Annotated in this window: 9 protein-coding genes; 5 read left to right on the top strand and 4 right to left on the bottom strand. The window is 64.2% G+C overall.

The annotated features are described in order from the left end of the window. Both OGV19_RS02900 and OGV19_RS02895 read right to left on the bottom strand, forming a co-directional pair. The gene (locus OGV19_RS02900; RefSeq protein ID WP_264312049.1) at positions 1 to 6,480 is read right to left on the bottom strand and encodes a non-ribosomal peptide synthetase; all 6,480 of its coding nucleotides are present in this window, start codon (positions 6,478 to 6,480) and stop codon (positions 1 to 3) included. Positions 6,481 to 6,868: 388 nt separating this feature from the next. Continuing rightward, positions 6,869 to 7,867 carry a TauD/TfdA family dioxygenase gene (locus OGV19_RS02895; RefSeq protein ID WP_264312048.1) on the bottom strand — a complete coding sequence of 333 codons (999 nt, stop codon included), beginning with the start codon at positions 7,865 to 7,867 and terminating at the stop codon, positions 6,869 to 6,871. 181 nt (positions 7,868 to 8,048) lie between these two features. Between OGV19_RS02895 and azu the strand changes: the two genes are divergently transcribed. Next, complete coding sequence (gene azu, locus OGV19_RS02890; protein WP_264312047.1) at positions 8,049 to 8,501, top strand: azurin; 453 nt, start codon at positions 8,049 to 8,051, stop codon at positions 8,499 to 8,501. 46 nt (positions 8,502 to 8,547) lie between these two features. Further along, positions 8,548 to 10,200, top strand: a complete 1,653-nt coding sequence (locus OGV19_RS02885) for a cyclic peptide export ABC transporter (RefSeq protein WP_264312046.1) — start codon at positions 8,548 to 8,550, stop codon at positions 10,198 to 10,200. 299 nt (positions 10,201 to 10,499) lie between these two features. Here the strand turns inward: OGV19_RS02885 and OGV19_RS02880 are convergent, their stop codons facing one another. Both OGV19_RS02880 and cysK read right to left on the bottom strand, forming a co-directional pair. After that, complete coding sequence (locus tag OGV19_RS02880; protein WP_264312045.1) at positions 10,500 to 11,435, bottom strand: aspartyl/asparaginyl beta-hydroxylase domain-containing protein; 936 nt, start codon at positions 11,433 to 11,435, stop codon at positions 10,500 to 10,502. A 172-nt stretch (positions 11,436 to 11,607) separates the two neighbouring features. Beyond that, the gene (gene cysK / locus OGV19_RS02875; protein WP_264312044.1) at positions 11,608 to 12,582 is read right to left on the bottom strand and encodes a cysteine synthase A; all 975 of its coding nucleotides are present in this window, start codon (positions 12,580 to 12,582) and stop codon (positions 11,608 to 11,610) included. Between the two features lie 133 nt (positions 12,583 to 12,715). Between cysK and OGV19_RS02870 the strand changes: the two genes are divergently transcribed. The 3 genes from OGV19_RS02870 to OGV19_RS02860 all read left to right on the top strand — a co-directional run bounded on the left by OGV19_RS02870 (position 12,716) and on the right by OGV19_RS02860 (position 16,039). Beyond that, positions 12,716 to 13,789 carry a DUF748 domain-containing protein gene (locus OGV19_RS02870; protein ID WP_264312043.1) on the top strand — a complete coding sequence of 358 codons (1,074 nt, stop codon included), beginning with the start codon at positions 12,716 to 12,718 and terminating at the stop codon, positions 13,787 to 13,789. 215 nt (positions 13,790 to 14,004) lie between these two features. Beyond that, the gene (locus tag OGV19_RS02865; protein WP_264312042.1) at positions 14,005 to 14,850 is read left to right on the top strand and encodes an AAA family ATPase; all 846 of its coding nucleotides are present in this window, start codon (positions 14,005 to 14,007) and stop codon (positions 14,848 to 14,850) included. Positions 14,851 to 14,860: 10 nt separating this feature from the next. Next, a complete protein-coding gene (locus tag OGV19_RS02860) occupies positions 14,861 to 16,039 on the top strand; it encodes a vWA domain-containing protein (protein WP_264312041.1) in 1,179 nt (392 codons plus the stop codon). Positions 16,040 to 16,116: the final 77 nt, after the last annotated feature.

Below are 16,116 nucleotides of genomic sequence, written 5' to 3'. Positions count from 1 at the left end.
TCAGGCCTCTGTGAATTCGTTCATCATTTTTTCGATATCGCTCAGGCCGTCGTCGCTCAGCGACAGGCCCTGTTCTTCCAGCGCCTGGGTGAACGCACGCAGCTCGGGGTGGGCGAAGATCAGCCGCAGGGGCATGTCCAGGCCCAGCTCCACGTTGATGCGCGAGACCGCCTGCGCGGCCAGCAGGGAGTGGCCGCCGAGTTCGAAGAAGTTGTCGTTCAGGCCGACTTGGCCGAGGTTGAGCAACTGCGCCCAGATCTGCGCCAGTTGCTGTTGCAGTTCGGTCTGCGGGGGTTCGTAGTCGTGCTGCGGCTGGCTGGGGTCGGGCAGCGGCAGCGCCTTGCGGTCGAGCTTGCCGCTAGGGGTCAGCGGCATGTTCGGCAGGGTCACCAGGTAAGACGGGATCATGTAGTCCGGCAGGCTGGCCTTGAGGTACTGCTTGAGCGCCTGACGCAGGTCGCCACTGCAGCCTTCGGCAGGCACGGCATAGGCACACAGCTGTTTGCCGCTGGGCAGGTCGATGGCCAGTACGGTTGCCTCGCGCACATCCGGGTGCGCCCGCAGGTACTGCTCGATCTCGCCCAGTTCAATGCGGAAGCCGCGCACCTTCACCTGATGGTCGGCCCGCCCGCGATAGGCCAGCTGCCCGTGTTCGTCGTAATAACCGAGGTCGCCGGTGCGATACAGGCGGCCACCGCCAACGCTGTCGAACGGGTCGGGAATGAAGCGTTCGGCCGTGAGCGACGGGCGTTGGTGGTAACCCCGCGCCAGGCACCCTGCCCCACCGATGAACAGTTCGCCCGACACACCCACCGGGGTCGGCGACAGGCCGTCGTCCAGGGCGTGCAGGGCCCGGCCTGGCAACGCTCGGCCAATCGGCACGCCACCTGCGCTGATCTGCTCGGGCGTCATCTGCGAGCAATCGAACGTGGTAGCGACCACGGTCGCCTCAGTCGGGCCGTAGGTGTTGAGCAGGCGCACCGCCGGCGGCCCGTCGGCCAGCCAGGCGCGCAGGGCATCTTCCGGCACCGCCTCACCGCCGACGTGAATCTGCTTGAGCCGGCCATAGGCCTCAGGGGCGCGACGCTCCAGGGCCAACAGGCGCCAGTAGGCCGCTGGCAGGTCGGCCACGGTAACCCCGTGGCGGTTGATCTCGTCCAGCAGGGTGTTGGTGTCCCACAGCCGCAGGTCGCGCAGCACCACGCAAGCGCCTTGCGCCAACGGTGGGAAGAACTGCTCGATGAAGCCGTCGAAACTGAAGGTGGCGAACTGCAGCACACGATCATCCGGGCTCAGGCGCGAATAGTCGCCGGCCACTTGGCAGAACACCGACAGGGCATGGTGATCAATGGCCACGCCCTTGGGCATGCCGGTGGAGCCCGAGGTGTAGATGACGTAGGCCAGGTTGTGCGGTGAAGCCAGGTTCGGCAACGCGCCGGTTGGCCAGGCGTGCAGCCACTGGGTGCCGGGTTCGAGTACCAGGCAAGGCAGTTGCTGGTCGAGCTGCAAGCGCGCCAGCGACGACGCATCGGCCAGCAGCAGACCAAGGCCACTGTCCTCGACCATGTATGCCAGGCGCTCTTGCGGGTAGTCCGGGTCCAGCGGTACATAGGCACCGCCGGCTTTGTGGATGGCGATCAGCGCCAAGGCCATCGACAGTCCACGCTCGACGGCCACACCCACCAGGCTGTCGGGGCCGACACCCAGGGCACGCAAGCGGTGGGCCAGCTGGTTGCTGCAGCGGTCCAGCTCGGCGTAGCTCAGTTGCTGGTCGTTGAAGATCAGCGCCACGGCCTCTGGCCGCGCACGTGCCTGACGTTCCAGCAACTGGTGCGCACACAGGCCGCTGCTGGCCTGTGGCTGCGGGTTCCAGCCGTGGGTCAGTTGACGGCGCTCATCGTCGGCCAAAAAGTCCAGCTCGCCGATGCAGCGCTGCGGCTCGGCACAAATGGCTTCGAGCAGCGCTTGCCAGTGCCCGGCCATGCGCTCGATACGCGGCGCATCGAACAAGTCGGTGGAGTAGTTGAACGAGGCGGTCACACCGTCGGAACGCTCCAGGGTGTTGAGCGAGAGGTCGTACTGCGCGCCCGGTTCCAGCAGGTCCACTTCCCGGACCGTGAGGCCCTGCAGGGCATCGCTGGACACCTGCTCGCCCAAATCGCGCAGGTGGTTGTAGAGCACCTGGAAGAACGGGTTCACGCCCTGGTCGCGCTCGGGGTACAGGGCCTCGGCCACCTCAAGGAACGGCACGTCCTTGTTGGCCTGGGCCTGCAAGGTGGTCTCCTTGATCGCCGCCAGCAATTGCGGGAACGGCAGGCTGCCATCGACACCGACCCGTGCCACCACCACGTTGATGAAGAAGCCGATCAGCCCTTCGAGCTCCAGGCGGTTACGGTTGGTGACGGGCACGCCGATGTTGATCGTGCCTTTGCGGCTGTAGCGCGACAACACAATGGCGTAGGCCGCCAAAAAGACATGGAACAGCGTGGCATTGGACGCCACCGCCAATGCCCGCAGGCGCTCGGTCAGGGCCAGCGGCAGGCGCACGTCGAAGCGGCTGCCCTGGTAGCTTTTGACCTGCGGGCGAATGCGGTCAGCGGGCAGTTCGAGGACTTCGAAGTCGTCTTCCAGGTGCGCCTTCCAATAGTCGATCTGTGCCTGCATCTGCCCTTCGGCCAGCCATTTACGCTGCCAGGCCGCGAAGTCGGCGTACTGCACCGGCAGCGGTTCGATGGCCCGCACCTGGCCGCTGGCGGCCGCGTTGTAGGCGGCCGCGAACTCGCGTACCAGCAGGCTCATCGACCAACCGTCAGAGACGATGTGGTGCAGCGTCAGCGACAGCAGGTGCTCGTGCGCATGCACCTTGAACAAACGGGCACGCAGCAGCGGGCCGTGCTCCAGGTCGAAGGTGGCGAAGGCTTCGGCCTCAAGCTTGCGCATCTGCGCAGCGTGGTCCTGGCCACTGAGGTCTTCGAAACCGATCGGCACAGAAGCTGCGGGCAGGATGCGTTGCCACGGCAGGCCGTTGGCTTCGACGAACACCGTGCGCAGCGACTCATGGCGTGCCACCAGCGCGTCGAGGGCGGCCTGTACGGCGGCACGGTCGAGGGTGCCTTGCATGCGCACGGCCATCGGCGTGTTGTAGGCCAGGCTTTCGGGGTTGAGCTTCCAGAACAGCCACTGGCGGTTTTGCGAGCGGGACACCGGCAGCGGCTGCTCGCGGTCGAGGATCTCGATGTCCAGGCCCGCGCCCTGCTCGCCCTCGGCCACTGCCTGGGCGAAGGCCTGCAGGTCGACCGTGTCGAACAGGGTGCGCAGCGGGATGTCCAGGCCCAGGTGCTTGCGCACCCGCGATACAGCCTGGGTGGCCAGCAGCGAATGCCCGCCAAGGGCAAAGAAGTTGTCGCTCAGGCCCACCTGCGGCACCTGCAGCACCTCAGCCCAGATCTGCGCCAGCTGCGCCTGCAGCGGGGTCTGCGGTGCCTGATAGGCCACCTGGGTGGCGATCGGCTCGGGCAGCGCCTTGATGTCGACCTTGCCGTTGACCGTCACCGGCAGGTGCTCAAGCACCATCAGGTGGGTCGGCACCATGTGCTCGGGCAGCAGCCCTTTGAGCGTGGCGCGAATCGCGTCCTGCCAGGCCTGGCTGTCAGCCGGCATCTGGCTGGGCACCAGCCAGGCCGCCAATTGCTGCTCCGGTGCCTGGCCCTTGACCCGGACCAGGGCGTTGGCGACGCCGTCCAGCGCACGCAGCTGGTTCTCGATCTCGGCCAGTTCTACGCGGTAACCGCGGATCTTCACCTGGCCGTCCATGCGGCCGGCAAACTGCAGCTCAGCGGCCGCGTTCTGCCGTACCCAGTCGCCGCTGCGGTACAAGCGTTCGCCGTTGATACCGTTCGGGTCGGGCACAAAGCGCTCGGCAGTCAACGCCGGGCGGCCGAGGTAGCCACGGGCAAGGCCCGCACCGCCGATGTACAACTCGCCCTTGGCCTTGACTGGCACTGGCTGCAGGCAGCTGTCGAGCACGCTGACGGTTGCGTTGGCCAGCGGTTTGCCGAGCGACGCCTGATCGTCCAGTTCAGCCACCAGTACGCCGACCGTGGTCTCGGTCGGGCCGTAGTGGTTGAACACCTTGAGGGTCGGCGCCAGCGCGCGGATTTTACCGAGCAGGCCTGGGCTGATGGCTTCGCCGCCCAGCACCAGGCACTGCCCTGGCAGTGCCGAGCGACCGGCTACCAGCATGGCCTCCAGGTGCGAGGGCACGATCTTCAAAGCATCCACCTGGTGCTGCGCCAGGTAGGCTGCGAAGCCTTCGGCATCCAGTACCTGCTCGCGCAGTAGCAGGTGCAAGGTCTGGCCGCCGCACAGGGCGCCGAACAGCATGGTGTGGCCGAGGTCCGCCGCCGGGGTCGAAACCTGCGCCATGCTGTGGATTTGCTCCATTGGCAGGCGCGCGGCGATGCCCTCGACGTAGTTGCCCAACGCGCCATGGCTGATCGCGACGCCCTTGGGCTGGCCGGTGGTGCCGGAGGTGTAGATCACATAGGCGAGGTTGGCCGCTGCAACAGCAAGGCGTGGCGCGTTTTGACTGCGGGCCTGGGTGTGCTCCCACGCCAGTGGGCGCACGCCGTCCGGCAGTTGCGCCTGCCAGCTGTCAGGCGCTAGCACCAGGTGGGTGCCGCTGTCGGCCAGCATGTAGGCCAGGCGTTCGGCCGGCTGCTCAGGTTCCAGTGGCAGGTACGCGCCGCCCGCCTTGAGCACGCCGAGGATGCTGGCGAGCATGCCGACACTGCGGTCAGCCAGCACGCCGACGAGGGTGTCTGGCTGCACGCCGGCTTCGATCAGCCTGTCAGCAATGGCCTCGGCACGAGCATCGAGCTCGGCGTAGCTGGCTGCCTCGCCGGCGGCCATCACTGCGGTGCGCTCGGGGTGACGGCGGGCGGCGTCGGCAAAGCGCTGGTGAACCAGCAGGGGTTCGGTGAGCTGCTGCGGCGCCCCCCGATTGGCTGTCAGGCCTGGCAGCGGCAACTCGCCCACCGCGCCAACGGCGTCGTCGGCCAGCGCCTGCACCAGGGCCAGCCATTGTTCGCCCAGGGCCTCGATGGTGCCCGCGTCGAACACATCGAGGGCATACGTGAAGGCCGCATGCAGTTGCCCGGCACGCTCGTGGGTATCCAGTGCCAGGTCGAAACGGGCGCTGTGCTTTTCCAGCGTGATCGGTGCCAGGCTCAGCCCGGAGCGGGTTTTGATGGCTTCGACATCCGCCACCTGCGCCTGGTGGTTGAACAGCACCCGGAACAGTGGGCTCTCGGTGCTGCGAGGCAGCTCCAAGGCTTCGACCAGTTGCTCGAACGGCAGGTCCTGATGGCTCTGAGCGCCCACGGCGGTTTCGCGCACGCGTTGCAACAGGCCGCTGATATCCAGCAGCGGGTCGAGCTCGGTGTGCAGCACCTGGGTATTGATGAAGCAGCCGATCAGGCCCTGGCTTTCGGCGCGGTTGCGGTTGGCGATGGGCACACCGACGCGGATAGCGCTCTGCCCGCTGTAGCGCTGCAGCAGCAGCTTGAAGGCGGCCAGCAGGACCATGAACAGGGTCACGTTGTGACGACGCGCCAGGCCGCGCAGGCCTTCGGCAACGTCGCCGACAATCGGGAATTCGTAGCGGGCGCCGCGGTAGCTTGGCCGGCCGCTACGGGTGCGGTCCAGTGGCAGCTCCAGCGTTGAGTGATCGTCGCCCAGGCGCGCCTGCCAGTACGCCAACTGGCGGTCCTGCTCACCGGCCTCAAGCCAGCTGCGCTGCCACAGAGCGTAGTCGCGGTACTGGATCGGCAGGGGTTCGAGGGCGGCTTCGGTACCGGCCACGGCGGCATCGTACAGGTGCAGGAATTCGTCGATCAGCACGTTCATCGACCAGCCATCGGCGACGATATGGTGCAGGGTCAGCAGCAGGACGTGTTCCTGTTCAGCCAGTTGCAGCAGGCGCACGCGCAGCAGCGGGCCGGACGCCAGGTCAAAGGGCGCCAAGGCCTCTTGTTCGGCAATGGACTCTACGGCCTGCTGGCGAGCCGCTTCGGCCAGCTCGCTCAAGCAGTCCTGGCGCAGTTGCAGCGGGGCAGCGACGGCATCCACGTGCTGACGCACGTCATCGCCGTCGGCGACAAAGCGGGTGCGCAGGGTTTCGTGGCGGACCACCAGGGCATCGAAGGCGTGCTGCAGGGCGCTTAGGTTCAGCGGGCCATGCAGGCGTACGGCCATCGGCAGGTTGTAGGCCGCGCCCTGGGGATCGAGCTGCCAGAGGAACCACATGCGCCGCTGCGCGTAAGACAACCCGTCACGCTCGTCGACCTCGACACCCGGCGCAATCGGCAGCACGGAGAAGTCCATGCCCTCGCCCTGCAACGCCTTGAGGAACAGGCGGCGCTTGTCGGGGCTGAGTTCGATGAAGCGGCGGGCGAGTTTGAGCGTCTGTTCAGCATTCATGTCGAGCGTTGTCCTGGCAGTCGAGCGGTAACTGTCAGACGAACGCATTGGGGGATGATTTAGGGGGGGTTAGATTTGGGGCTGCTGGGCGCATGCCTTGAGGGTTGTGGCGCCTGTGGGATCGAGCGCCGCCCGCGCGGCGCATCGCGACGCAAGGCCGCTCCCACATTTGTTTCGGGCCAGTGAGGTCTATCGCATCTGCGCGCGACCGCCTTGTTTGCCCGACTCGATATCCAGCCATGCGCCAAGGGGCGCGCGCGCCCATGTCACAGGAATAATTGGCCCGAAACAAATGTGGGAGCGGCCTTGCGTCGCGATGCGCCGCGCGGGCGGCGCTCGATCTCATAGGCGCTGCAAAACCCAAGGCATGCACCTCTGCACCCCAACCCTATTCCCCTACCCAGTCACCACCCCCCTGCGAATGCCCCTCCGCCATCGCCACCACCACCTTACGCTTCCCGGTAAACGGCGAACGCGCATGCGCCGCGAGCATGTTGTCGAGCATCAGCACATCATTCTCAAGCCACGGGAAACTGATGGTGCACTCATCCAATACCCCGCGTACCTCATCAAGTAATGAGTCCTCGATGGTCGACCCATCGCCGTAATACACATTACGCGGCAGGTCCTCTTCCTCGACGATGTCCATCAGCGACTCACGCACCTCCGGCTGCAGGTTCGACACATGGAACAGGTGCGCCTGGTTGAACCACACGTCATCCCCCGTCACCGGATGACGGGCCACCACCTGGCAACGCTGACGGGTGCGCAGCTCGCCATCCTCCTTCCAGATGCATTCGATGGCATGCGCCCGGCAGTAAGCCTCGACCTGGCGCGGGTCTTCGGTGTTGAACACCTGCGACCACTCAACATCCAGGCCGTTGCCGTAGTTGCGCACATACATCAAGCCCTTCTCGACCAAGCGCTCGCGAATACGCGCCGGCATCCGTCGATAGACCTCGCGGCTGTCGGCAATCGGCGTCTCGCCGCCGGTCTCGGCGGGGATCACGCTGTAGAACCAGATCTTCATCGGCCACTCGAGGGTATAAGCCTGCTCGTTGTGCAGGGGGATGCTCTGGTGCGCCGGGTACTCGGTCGAGGTGTACACCCCCTTGGTCACGCTGCTGCGCGGCGTGGAGCCAAACTCGTAGTTGAGCAACGGGTGGCCGAACGCGGCAGCGAACTGGCGAAAAGCCTCGGCCCCACTCACCTGAAACCCCCTGAACAGGATGCCGCCCGCGTGCAGCAGGTGGCGGTCCACCAGCGGCTTCAAAGCGTCAAACGCGTCGAGCAGATCGATGCCGGGCTCTGGTGCGCGCACCAGCAGCGGCAAGTCGCCGCGCGCAGCGTTCAGGGGTTCGATCGCAAAGCTCAGCAATTCACTCATGTACCGTCACCTCAAGCCAGGGCCGCCGTGGCGGCGAAATCGGATGCTGCGCCATCAGGGCGCCTGACTAGATGAACGAGCATGCCCGGCAGAAATTCACCCGCACGCACACACAAGGTAAAGCGAGCGCACGCCGGTTCGTCTGAACGATGTGCACCCTTTTATCGTCCAGGAACCTTACATGACTCGCCAGTTTCTGCTCCTCGCCCTGCTTGCCGCGGCCCCTGCCGTTGCCTGGTCGGCCGAGGAATGCGCCGTGCAAATCCATGGCACCGACCAGATGACCTTCGACAAGGCCGAAATCACAATCCCCAAGGCCTGTTCATCGTTCACCGTCACCCTCGCCCACCCCGGCGAAATGCCGAAGAACGTCATGGGCCATAACTGGGTACTGAGCACCCAGGCAGACATGCAGGGCGTGCTGGACGACGGCCTGAAGGCGGGTGAGGCGCAGGACTACGTAAAGCCTGGCGACACCCGAGTGATCGCCCATACCCGCTTGATCGGCGGCGGTGAAAAAGACAGCGTCACCCTCGACACCCGGTCGTTGAAGGCCGGCACCGCCTACAGCTTCTACTGCTCGTTCCCGTTCCACAGCACCTTGATGAAGGGCACCTTGGCCCTCGGGAGCTGACCCCGCCGCGCCGCCCACCCCCACTCCATCACCGAGATCGCGCTTCATGAAAACGTCTTCCCCCGGGGCCATCCGCGAATTGCTGGGCCTGCTCAAACCCTACCGCCCGGCGGTCATCGTCTCGGTGCTGCTGGGCATGGTCGGCGGCCTGGCCGTGACCGCCCTGCTGGCCACCGTCAACCAGGGCCTGCATGCCCCAGACGGCATGAGCCAGGGCGTGATCCTGGCCTTCGCCGGCCTGTGCGTGCTGGCGCTGGTGAGCAGCGTGGCTGCCGACAGTGGCACCAACTACGTGGGCCAGAAGGTCATTGCCCGGCTGCGCAAAGACCTCGGCGCCAAGGTGCTGTCGGCACCGATCGAGCAGATCGAGCGCTACCGCAGCCACCGCCTGATCCCGGTGCTGACCCGTGACGTCGACACCATCAGCGACTTCACCTTCGCCTTCGCCCCGCTGGCGATCTCGCTGACCACGGTGATCGGCTGCATGGCCTACCTGGCCTGGCTGTCGTGGCCGATCTTCCTGATCACCCTGGTGGCGATCGGCATCGGCAGCGCGGTGCAGTACGTGGCCCGGCAAAAAGGCGTGGCCGGGTTCAACGCCGCCCGCGACGCCGAAGACAACCTGCAAAAGCACTACTCGGCCATTGCCGAAGGCGCCAAGGAGCTGCGCATCGACCGCCGCCGCCGCCACGCCATGCTGACCCGTAACATCCAGGGCACTGCGGACTTCATCGCCAACACGCACATCCGCGCCATCAACATCTTCGTGGCCGCCAAGAGCCTCGGGTCGATGCTGTTCTTTGTGGTCATCGGCCTGACCCTGGCCCTGCAATCACTGTGGCCGAGCAACGACCCGGCGGTGATGAGCGGCTTCGTGCTGGTGCTGCTGTACATGAAAGGCCCGCTGGAGACACTGATCGGCAACCTGCCGATTCTCGGCCGCGCCCAGGTGGCGTTCCGCCGCATCGCCGACCTGTCTGAGCGCTTTTCCTCGCCCGAACCGCACCTGCTGCTGGACCAACCGGTCAAGCACACCGCCCCAGGCAGCGCGCACCTGGAGCTGCACAATGTCGAGTACGCCTACCCACCAGTGGACGGCAACGAGCCCTTCCGCGTCGGGCCGGTGAACCTGAGCATCGCGCCGGGCGAGATCCTGTTCATCGTCGGCGAGAACGGCTGCGGCAAGACCTCGCTGATCAAGCTGCTGCTGGGCCTGTATACCCCGCAACGCGGCGAAGTGCGCCTGAACGGCAAGGCCATCGGGCCTGAGGGGCTGGACGACTATCGCCAGCTGTTCACCACCGTGTTCGCCGACTACTACTTGTTTGAAGACCTGCCCGAGCACGAGCACAGCCTGCCCAGCGATGCCACCCGCTACCTGGAGCGGCTGGAGATCGCCCACAAGGTGAGCGTGCGCAATGGCGCGTTCACCACCACCGACCTTTCTACCGGCCAGCGCAAACGCCTGGCGCTGGTCAATGCCTGGCTGGATGGGCGGCCGGTACTGGTGTTCGACGAATGGGCGGCAGACCAGGATCCGACCTTCCGCCGGGTGTTCTACACCGAGCTGCTGCCGGACCTGAAGCGGTTGGGCAAGACCATCATCGTGATCTCGCATGATGACCGGTACTTCGATACGGCGGACAAGGTGGTGCATCTTAGCCGTGGCAAGGTGGTCGAGGCGTTGGAACCAGCCTGAGACAACGTTGCATGAGTTCGATAAGGGGGCGATTGCAACGGCGACCGCCCCTTTTTATTGCTGGTCTATAAAACCCTTATAATCGATCTATAATTTTCTATAAACGCAAAGACATCGACCTGACCACCGCGCTGGCGGCGCTTTCCGAGGAGTCCCGTCACGCGGGGTGTATGCCGTCGATGAACGGGTGATTGTCGATCTGCTTGACGCTGATGGTCTGTTGGACGGGCTTTGCTGAACACGTTGCTCAACAACACCTGCAAGCGCCAGGAACACCTGACACTGCGGCCGCGTAGAAATTAGAACAACCAGCGATACAACAGATACGCCACCACCACCGCCAACACCGGCCGCAAAATGCGGTAAGCCTTGGGGTTGGCGCGTTTGAACTGCTTCACGTGGCCGCTGATCTTGTTGCTGAAGCGCTTGCTCCAGGCATACGCCTGGTTGATCCCGCCCACGCGCTCATCATCGGTGTTCTGCGGCGCGGTAGCGCGGCCGAGGAAGGCACTGACCTGGCGGTTGATGCGGGTCATCAGCGGGCTGCTCAGCGGGCGCTCGATGTCGCAGAACAGGATCACGCGGGTGACGTCAGTTTCGTTCTTGACCCAATGCACGTAGGTTTCGTCGAACATCACATCCTCACCATCACGCCAGGCATAGACCTGGCCATCGACGTAGATGCGGCAGTCGTCGGAGTTGGGCGTGGACAAGCCCAGGTGGTAGCGCAAGGAGCCGGCGAACGGGTCGCGGTGTGGGTTCAGGTGGCTGCCGCCCGGCAGCAAGGCGAACATCGCGCCCTTGACGTTGGGGATGCTGCTGAGCAGCTCGACGGTGCGCGGGCACAGGGCTTCGGCCGAGGGCAGCGGTTTGTCGTACCACTTCAGGTAGAAGCGCTTCCAGCCCTTCTTGAAGAACGAACCGAAGCCTGCGTCGTTGTCTTTTTCCGCAGCGCGAATATAGCCCTCATCGAACAGGCGCATGGCCTCCTCGCGGATGTCCTGCCAGTTGTCCTTGAGCACATCCAGCTCGGGGAAGCGCTGGCGGTCCAGGTAGGGCTTGGACGGCACGCCAGAGAACAGGTACATCAAGGCATTGTAGGGGGCGAACAGCGCCGAATGGTTGACGAACTGGCGCAACACCGGCAGGCGCGCCTTGCCGCGCAGGTGCACGAACAGCACGCTGCCGAAAAACACCAGCAGGACACCCGCCTTGGCGACGAAGGAAAAGGTCATGCAACACTCCTTGGCAAGGAAACAGGCCAGCGCTGCCTGCTCCCAAAAAAATCATCCGGCCATCATAAACCCATCCCGCCCCGGTACAAACAACCTGGGCGGGATCTCACTCATGAAGATTTTGCAATAAACCGGATCGCCGAGTGTTGCGCTTGATCAGCGGGTGGGGCGATTACTGCTGGTTTTCCTGCTCGCTGAACAGGTCGCTGAACAGCATGCTCGACAGGTAACGCTCGCCGGAGTCGGGCAAGATTACGACGATGGTCTTACCTTGCATCTCCGGTTTTTCGGCCAGGCGCACTGCCGCCGCCATCGCCGCGCCACAGGAAATACCACAAAGAATGCCCTCCTCCTGCATCAGGCGGATGGCCATGGCCTTGGACTCTTCATCAGTCACTGTCTCAACCAGGTCGACCATGGAAAGGTCGAGGTTCTTCGGCACGAAGCCTGCGCCAATGCCCTGGATCTTGTGCGGGCTGGGCTTGAGCTCTTCACCGGCCAGGGTCTGGCTGATCAGCGGCGAGGCCACCGGCTCCACCGCCACCGACAGGATCGACTTGCCCTGGGTCTGCTTGATGTAGCGCGACACGCCAGTGATGGTACCGCCGGTGCCCACGCCCGCCACCAGCACATCGACCGCGCCGTCGGTGTCGTTCCAGATTTCCGGGCCGGTGGTCTTTTCATGGATCGCCGGGTTGGCCGGGTTCTCGAACTGGCCTGGCTGGAAGTACTGGGCTGGGTCGGAGTTGACGATTTCGTTGGCCTTCTCGATCGCGCCCTTCATGCCCTTGGCAGGCTCGGTCAGCACCAGCTCGGCGCCCAGCGCCTTGAGCACCTTGCGTCGCTCCAGGCTCATCGAGGCCGGCATGGTCAGGATCAGCTTGTAGCCACGGGCGGCGGCGACGAACGCCAGGCCAATGCCGGTGTTGCCCGAGGTGGGCTCGACGATGGTCATGCCAGGCTTGAGCTTGCCGCTGCTCTCGGCGTCCCAGACCATGTTCGCGCCGATCCGGCATTTGACCGAGTAGCCTGGGTTGCGCCCTTCGATCTTGGCCAGGATGGTTACCCCGCGCGGGGCGATGCGGTTGATCTGCACCAGCGGCGTGTTACCGATGGAATGGGCGTTGTCTGCGTAGATACGGCTCATGGCAGGGGTCCTTGAACATGAAGATGCAGGGAAAGACTTAAAGGGTAAGCCTGCCCCGTTGGCCCGTAAAGCCTGTTCGAACTCCCAGGCTCCGGCTGCGGTCAACCGCACATCCAGCCCTGGAGAACCGTCGATGAAAGGTCGCTACCGCTGGCCGCTGGTCGGCCTGGCCAGCCTGGTCGTGCTGTTGGTGGCCCTGCACCTGGCCCTGCCCTACCTGGTGCGCGACTACCTCAACGACAAGCTGGCCGACATGGGTGACTACCGGGGCCAGGTCGCTGACGTCGATCTGGCCTGGTGGCGTGGCGCCTACCAGATCAACGGCCTGACGATCGTCAAGACCACCGGCAAGGTGCCGGTGCCACTGCTCGACGCGCCGTTGATCGACCTGTCGGTGAGCTGGCACGCGCTGTGGTACGACCGTGCCGTGGTGGCGGAGGTGACGTTCGTGCGGCCAGCGCTGAACTTCGTCGATGGGGGCAGCAAGCAGGCTTCGCAGACTGGCCGGGGCACCGACTGGCGCCAGCAGCTGGAAAAACTGCTGCCCATCACCCTCAATGAAGTGCGCATCGAAGACGGCGTGCTGACCTTTCGCAACTTCACCTCCAAGCCACCGGTCAACCTCAAGGCCACCCGGCTCGACGCCAGCATTCGCAACCTGACCAATGTGCGCAACGAAAAAGGCCGGCGGGACGCCAGCTTCGACGCCCGTGCCGTGTTGTTCGGCAATGCCAAGGTGGAGAGCCGCGCCACCTTCGACCCGTTCAGCGACTTCGACGACTTCGAATTCCGCCTGCGCGCCACCGACATTCAGTTGCGCAAGCTCAATGACTTTGCCAGTGCCTATGGCAAGTTCGACTTCAATGCCGGGCATGGCGACCTGGTGATCGAAGCCCAGGCTGAAAAGGGTCGGCTCACTGGCTATATCAAGCCATTGCTGCGCGATGTCGATGTCTTCAACTGGCAGCAGGACGTGCAGAACAAGGACAAGGGCTTCTTCCGCTCGGTGTGGGAAGCGCTGGTGGGGGGCACCGAAACGGTGCTGAAGAACCAGCCAAAAAACCAGTTCGCCACCCGGGTGGCGCTCAGTGGCAGCGTGCACAAGCAGGATGTCAGTGGCTTCGAGGCGTTTTTGCAGATTCTGCGCAATGGGTTTGTGCAGGCGTTCAGTGCGCGGTATGAGCAGCCTGCGCCTGATGCTGACTGAATTCTGCTGCGACGCATCATTCAGAGACTGAATACCCGGTCTGCGTTTGCAGGCGTCCGGGGCCGGGGTATAGTCGCTGACAAACGACAAACATGTGTTGCCTGTGCAGGCCCTTTCGCGGGGCAAGCCCGCTCCCACAGAGACTGCATTACCCCTGTGGGAGCGGGCTTGCCCCGCGAAAGGGCCGGCACAGGCACCCCGCAGAGGACACTCCCATGAAGTTCGAAGGCACCCGCGACTACGTCGCCACAGATGACCTGAAACTGGCGGTAAACGCGGCCATCACCCTCGAACGCCCGCTGCTGGTCAAAGGCGAACCAGGCACCGGCAAGACCATGCTCGCCGAGCAGCTCGCGGCCTCCTTCGGCGCCCGCCTGATCACCTGGCACATCAAGTCCACCACCAAGGCCCACCAGGGGCTCTACGAGTACGACGCGGTCAGCCGCCTGCGCGACTCGCAGCTCGGCACCGAGAAAGTCCACGATGTGCGCAACTACCTGAAAAAGGGCAAGCTGTGGGAGGCTTTCGAGGCTGAAGAGCGGGTGATTCTGCTGATCGACGAAATCGACAAGGCCGACATCGAGTTCCCCAACGACCTGCTGCAAGAGCTCGACAAGATGGAGTTCTACGTCTACGAAATCGACGAGACCATCAAGGCCAAACAGCGCCCGATCATCATCATCACCTCGAACAACGAAAAGGAACTGCCCGACGCCTTCCTGCGCCGTTGCTTCTTCCACTACATCGCCTTCCCCGACCGCGCCACACTGCAGCAGATCGTCGATGTGCATTACCCGAACATCAAGCAATCGCTGGTCAGCGAGGCGCTGGACGTGTTCTTCGACGTGCGCAAGGTGCCGGGCCTGAAGAAGAAGCCCTCCACCTCCGAGCTGGTCGACTGGCTCAAGCTGCTGATGGCCGACAACATCGGCGAAGCGGTGCTGCGCGAGCGTGACCCGACCAAAGCCATCCCGCCCCTCGCTGGCGCCTTGGTCAAGAACGAGCAGGACGTCCAGTTGCTCGAACGCCTGGCCTTCATGAGCCGGCGCGGCAACCGCTGAGGAGCCGGCCATGCTGCTCAACCTGTTCAACGAAATGCGCGCGGCCAAGGTGCCGGTGTCGGTACGTGAACTGCTTGACCTGCTGAATGCCCTGCAACAGCGCGTGGTGTTCGCCGACATGGACGCGTTCTATTACCTGGCGCGGGCCATCCTGGTGAAGGACGAGCGCCATTTCGACAAGTTCGACCGGGCCTTTTCCGCCTACTTCAAAGGCCTGGAAAACCTCGACCGTCACCTTGAAGCACTGATCCCCGAAGACTGGCTGCGCAAGGAATTCGAGCGCTCGCTGAGCGATGAAGAACGTGCACAGATCCAGTCCCTCGGCGGCCTGGACAAGCTGATCGAAGCATTCAAAAAGCGCCTCGAAGAGCAAAAAGAACGCCACGCCGGCGGCAACAAGTGGATCGGCACCGGCGGCACCAGCCCGTTCGGCTCGGGCGGCTTCAACCCCGAAGGCATCCGCGTGGGCGAGGCTGGCCAGCGCCAGGGCAAGGCCGTCAAGGTGTGGGACCAGCGCGAGTACAAGAACCTCGACGATCAGGTCGAACTGGGCACGCGCAACATCAAGCTGGCCCTGCGCCGGCTGCGCAAGTTCGCCCGTGAAGGTGCGGCTGAAGAGCTGGATATCGACGGCACCATCGACCACACCGCACGCGATGCCGGGTTGCTGAACATTCAGATGCGCCCCGAGCGGCGCAACACCGTCAAGCTGCTGTTGCTGTTCGATATCGGCGGCTCGATGGATGCTCATGTAAAGGTTTGCGAAGAGCTGTTCTCGGCCTGCAAGACCGAGTTCAAGCACTTGGAGTACTACTACTTCCACAATTTCGTGTACGAGTCGGTGTGGAAGAACAACCTGCGGCGCACGTCGGAGCGGTTCTCTACCTTCGACCTGCTGCACAAGTACGGCGATGACTACAAAGTGGTGTTCGTCGGCGATGCGGCCATGGCGCCCTACGAGATCACCCAGCCCGGTGGCAGCGTGGAGCACTGGAACGAAGAAGCCGGGTATGTGTGGATGCAGCGCTTCATGGAGAAATTCAAAAAGATCATCTGGATCAACCCGTACCCGAAGCAGGCTTGGGACTACACCGCGTCAACGCACCTGGTGCGGGATTTGATCGAGGACAAGATGTACCCGCTGACCTTGCAGGGGTTGGAAGATGGGATGCGGTATCTGTCTAAGTGATATCGCTTGCACCGGCCTCTTCGCGGGACAAGCCCGCTCCCACAGGTTCAAGTGCAGTCCAGACAAGTGGGAGCGGG

It is taken from the genome of Pseudomonas putida, assembly GCF_025905425.1.
Taxonomy (GTDB): Bacteria; Pseudomonadota; Gammaproteobacteria; order Pseudomonadales; family Pseudomonadaceae; genus Aquipseudomonas; species Aquipseudomonas putida_AF.
The sequence above is the reverse complement of the archived record's forward strand: the minus strand, read 5'-3'. Positions and strand labels throughout refer to the sequence as shown.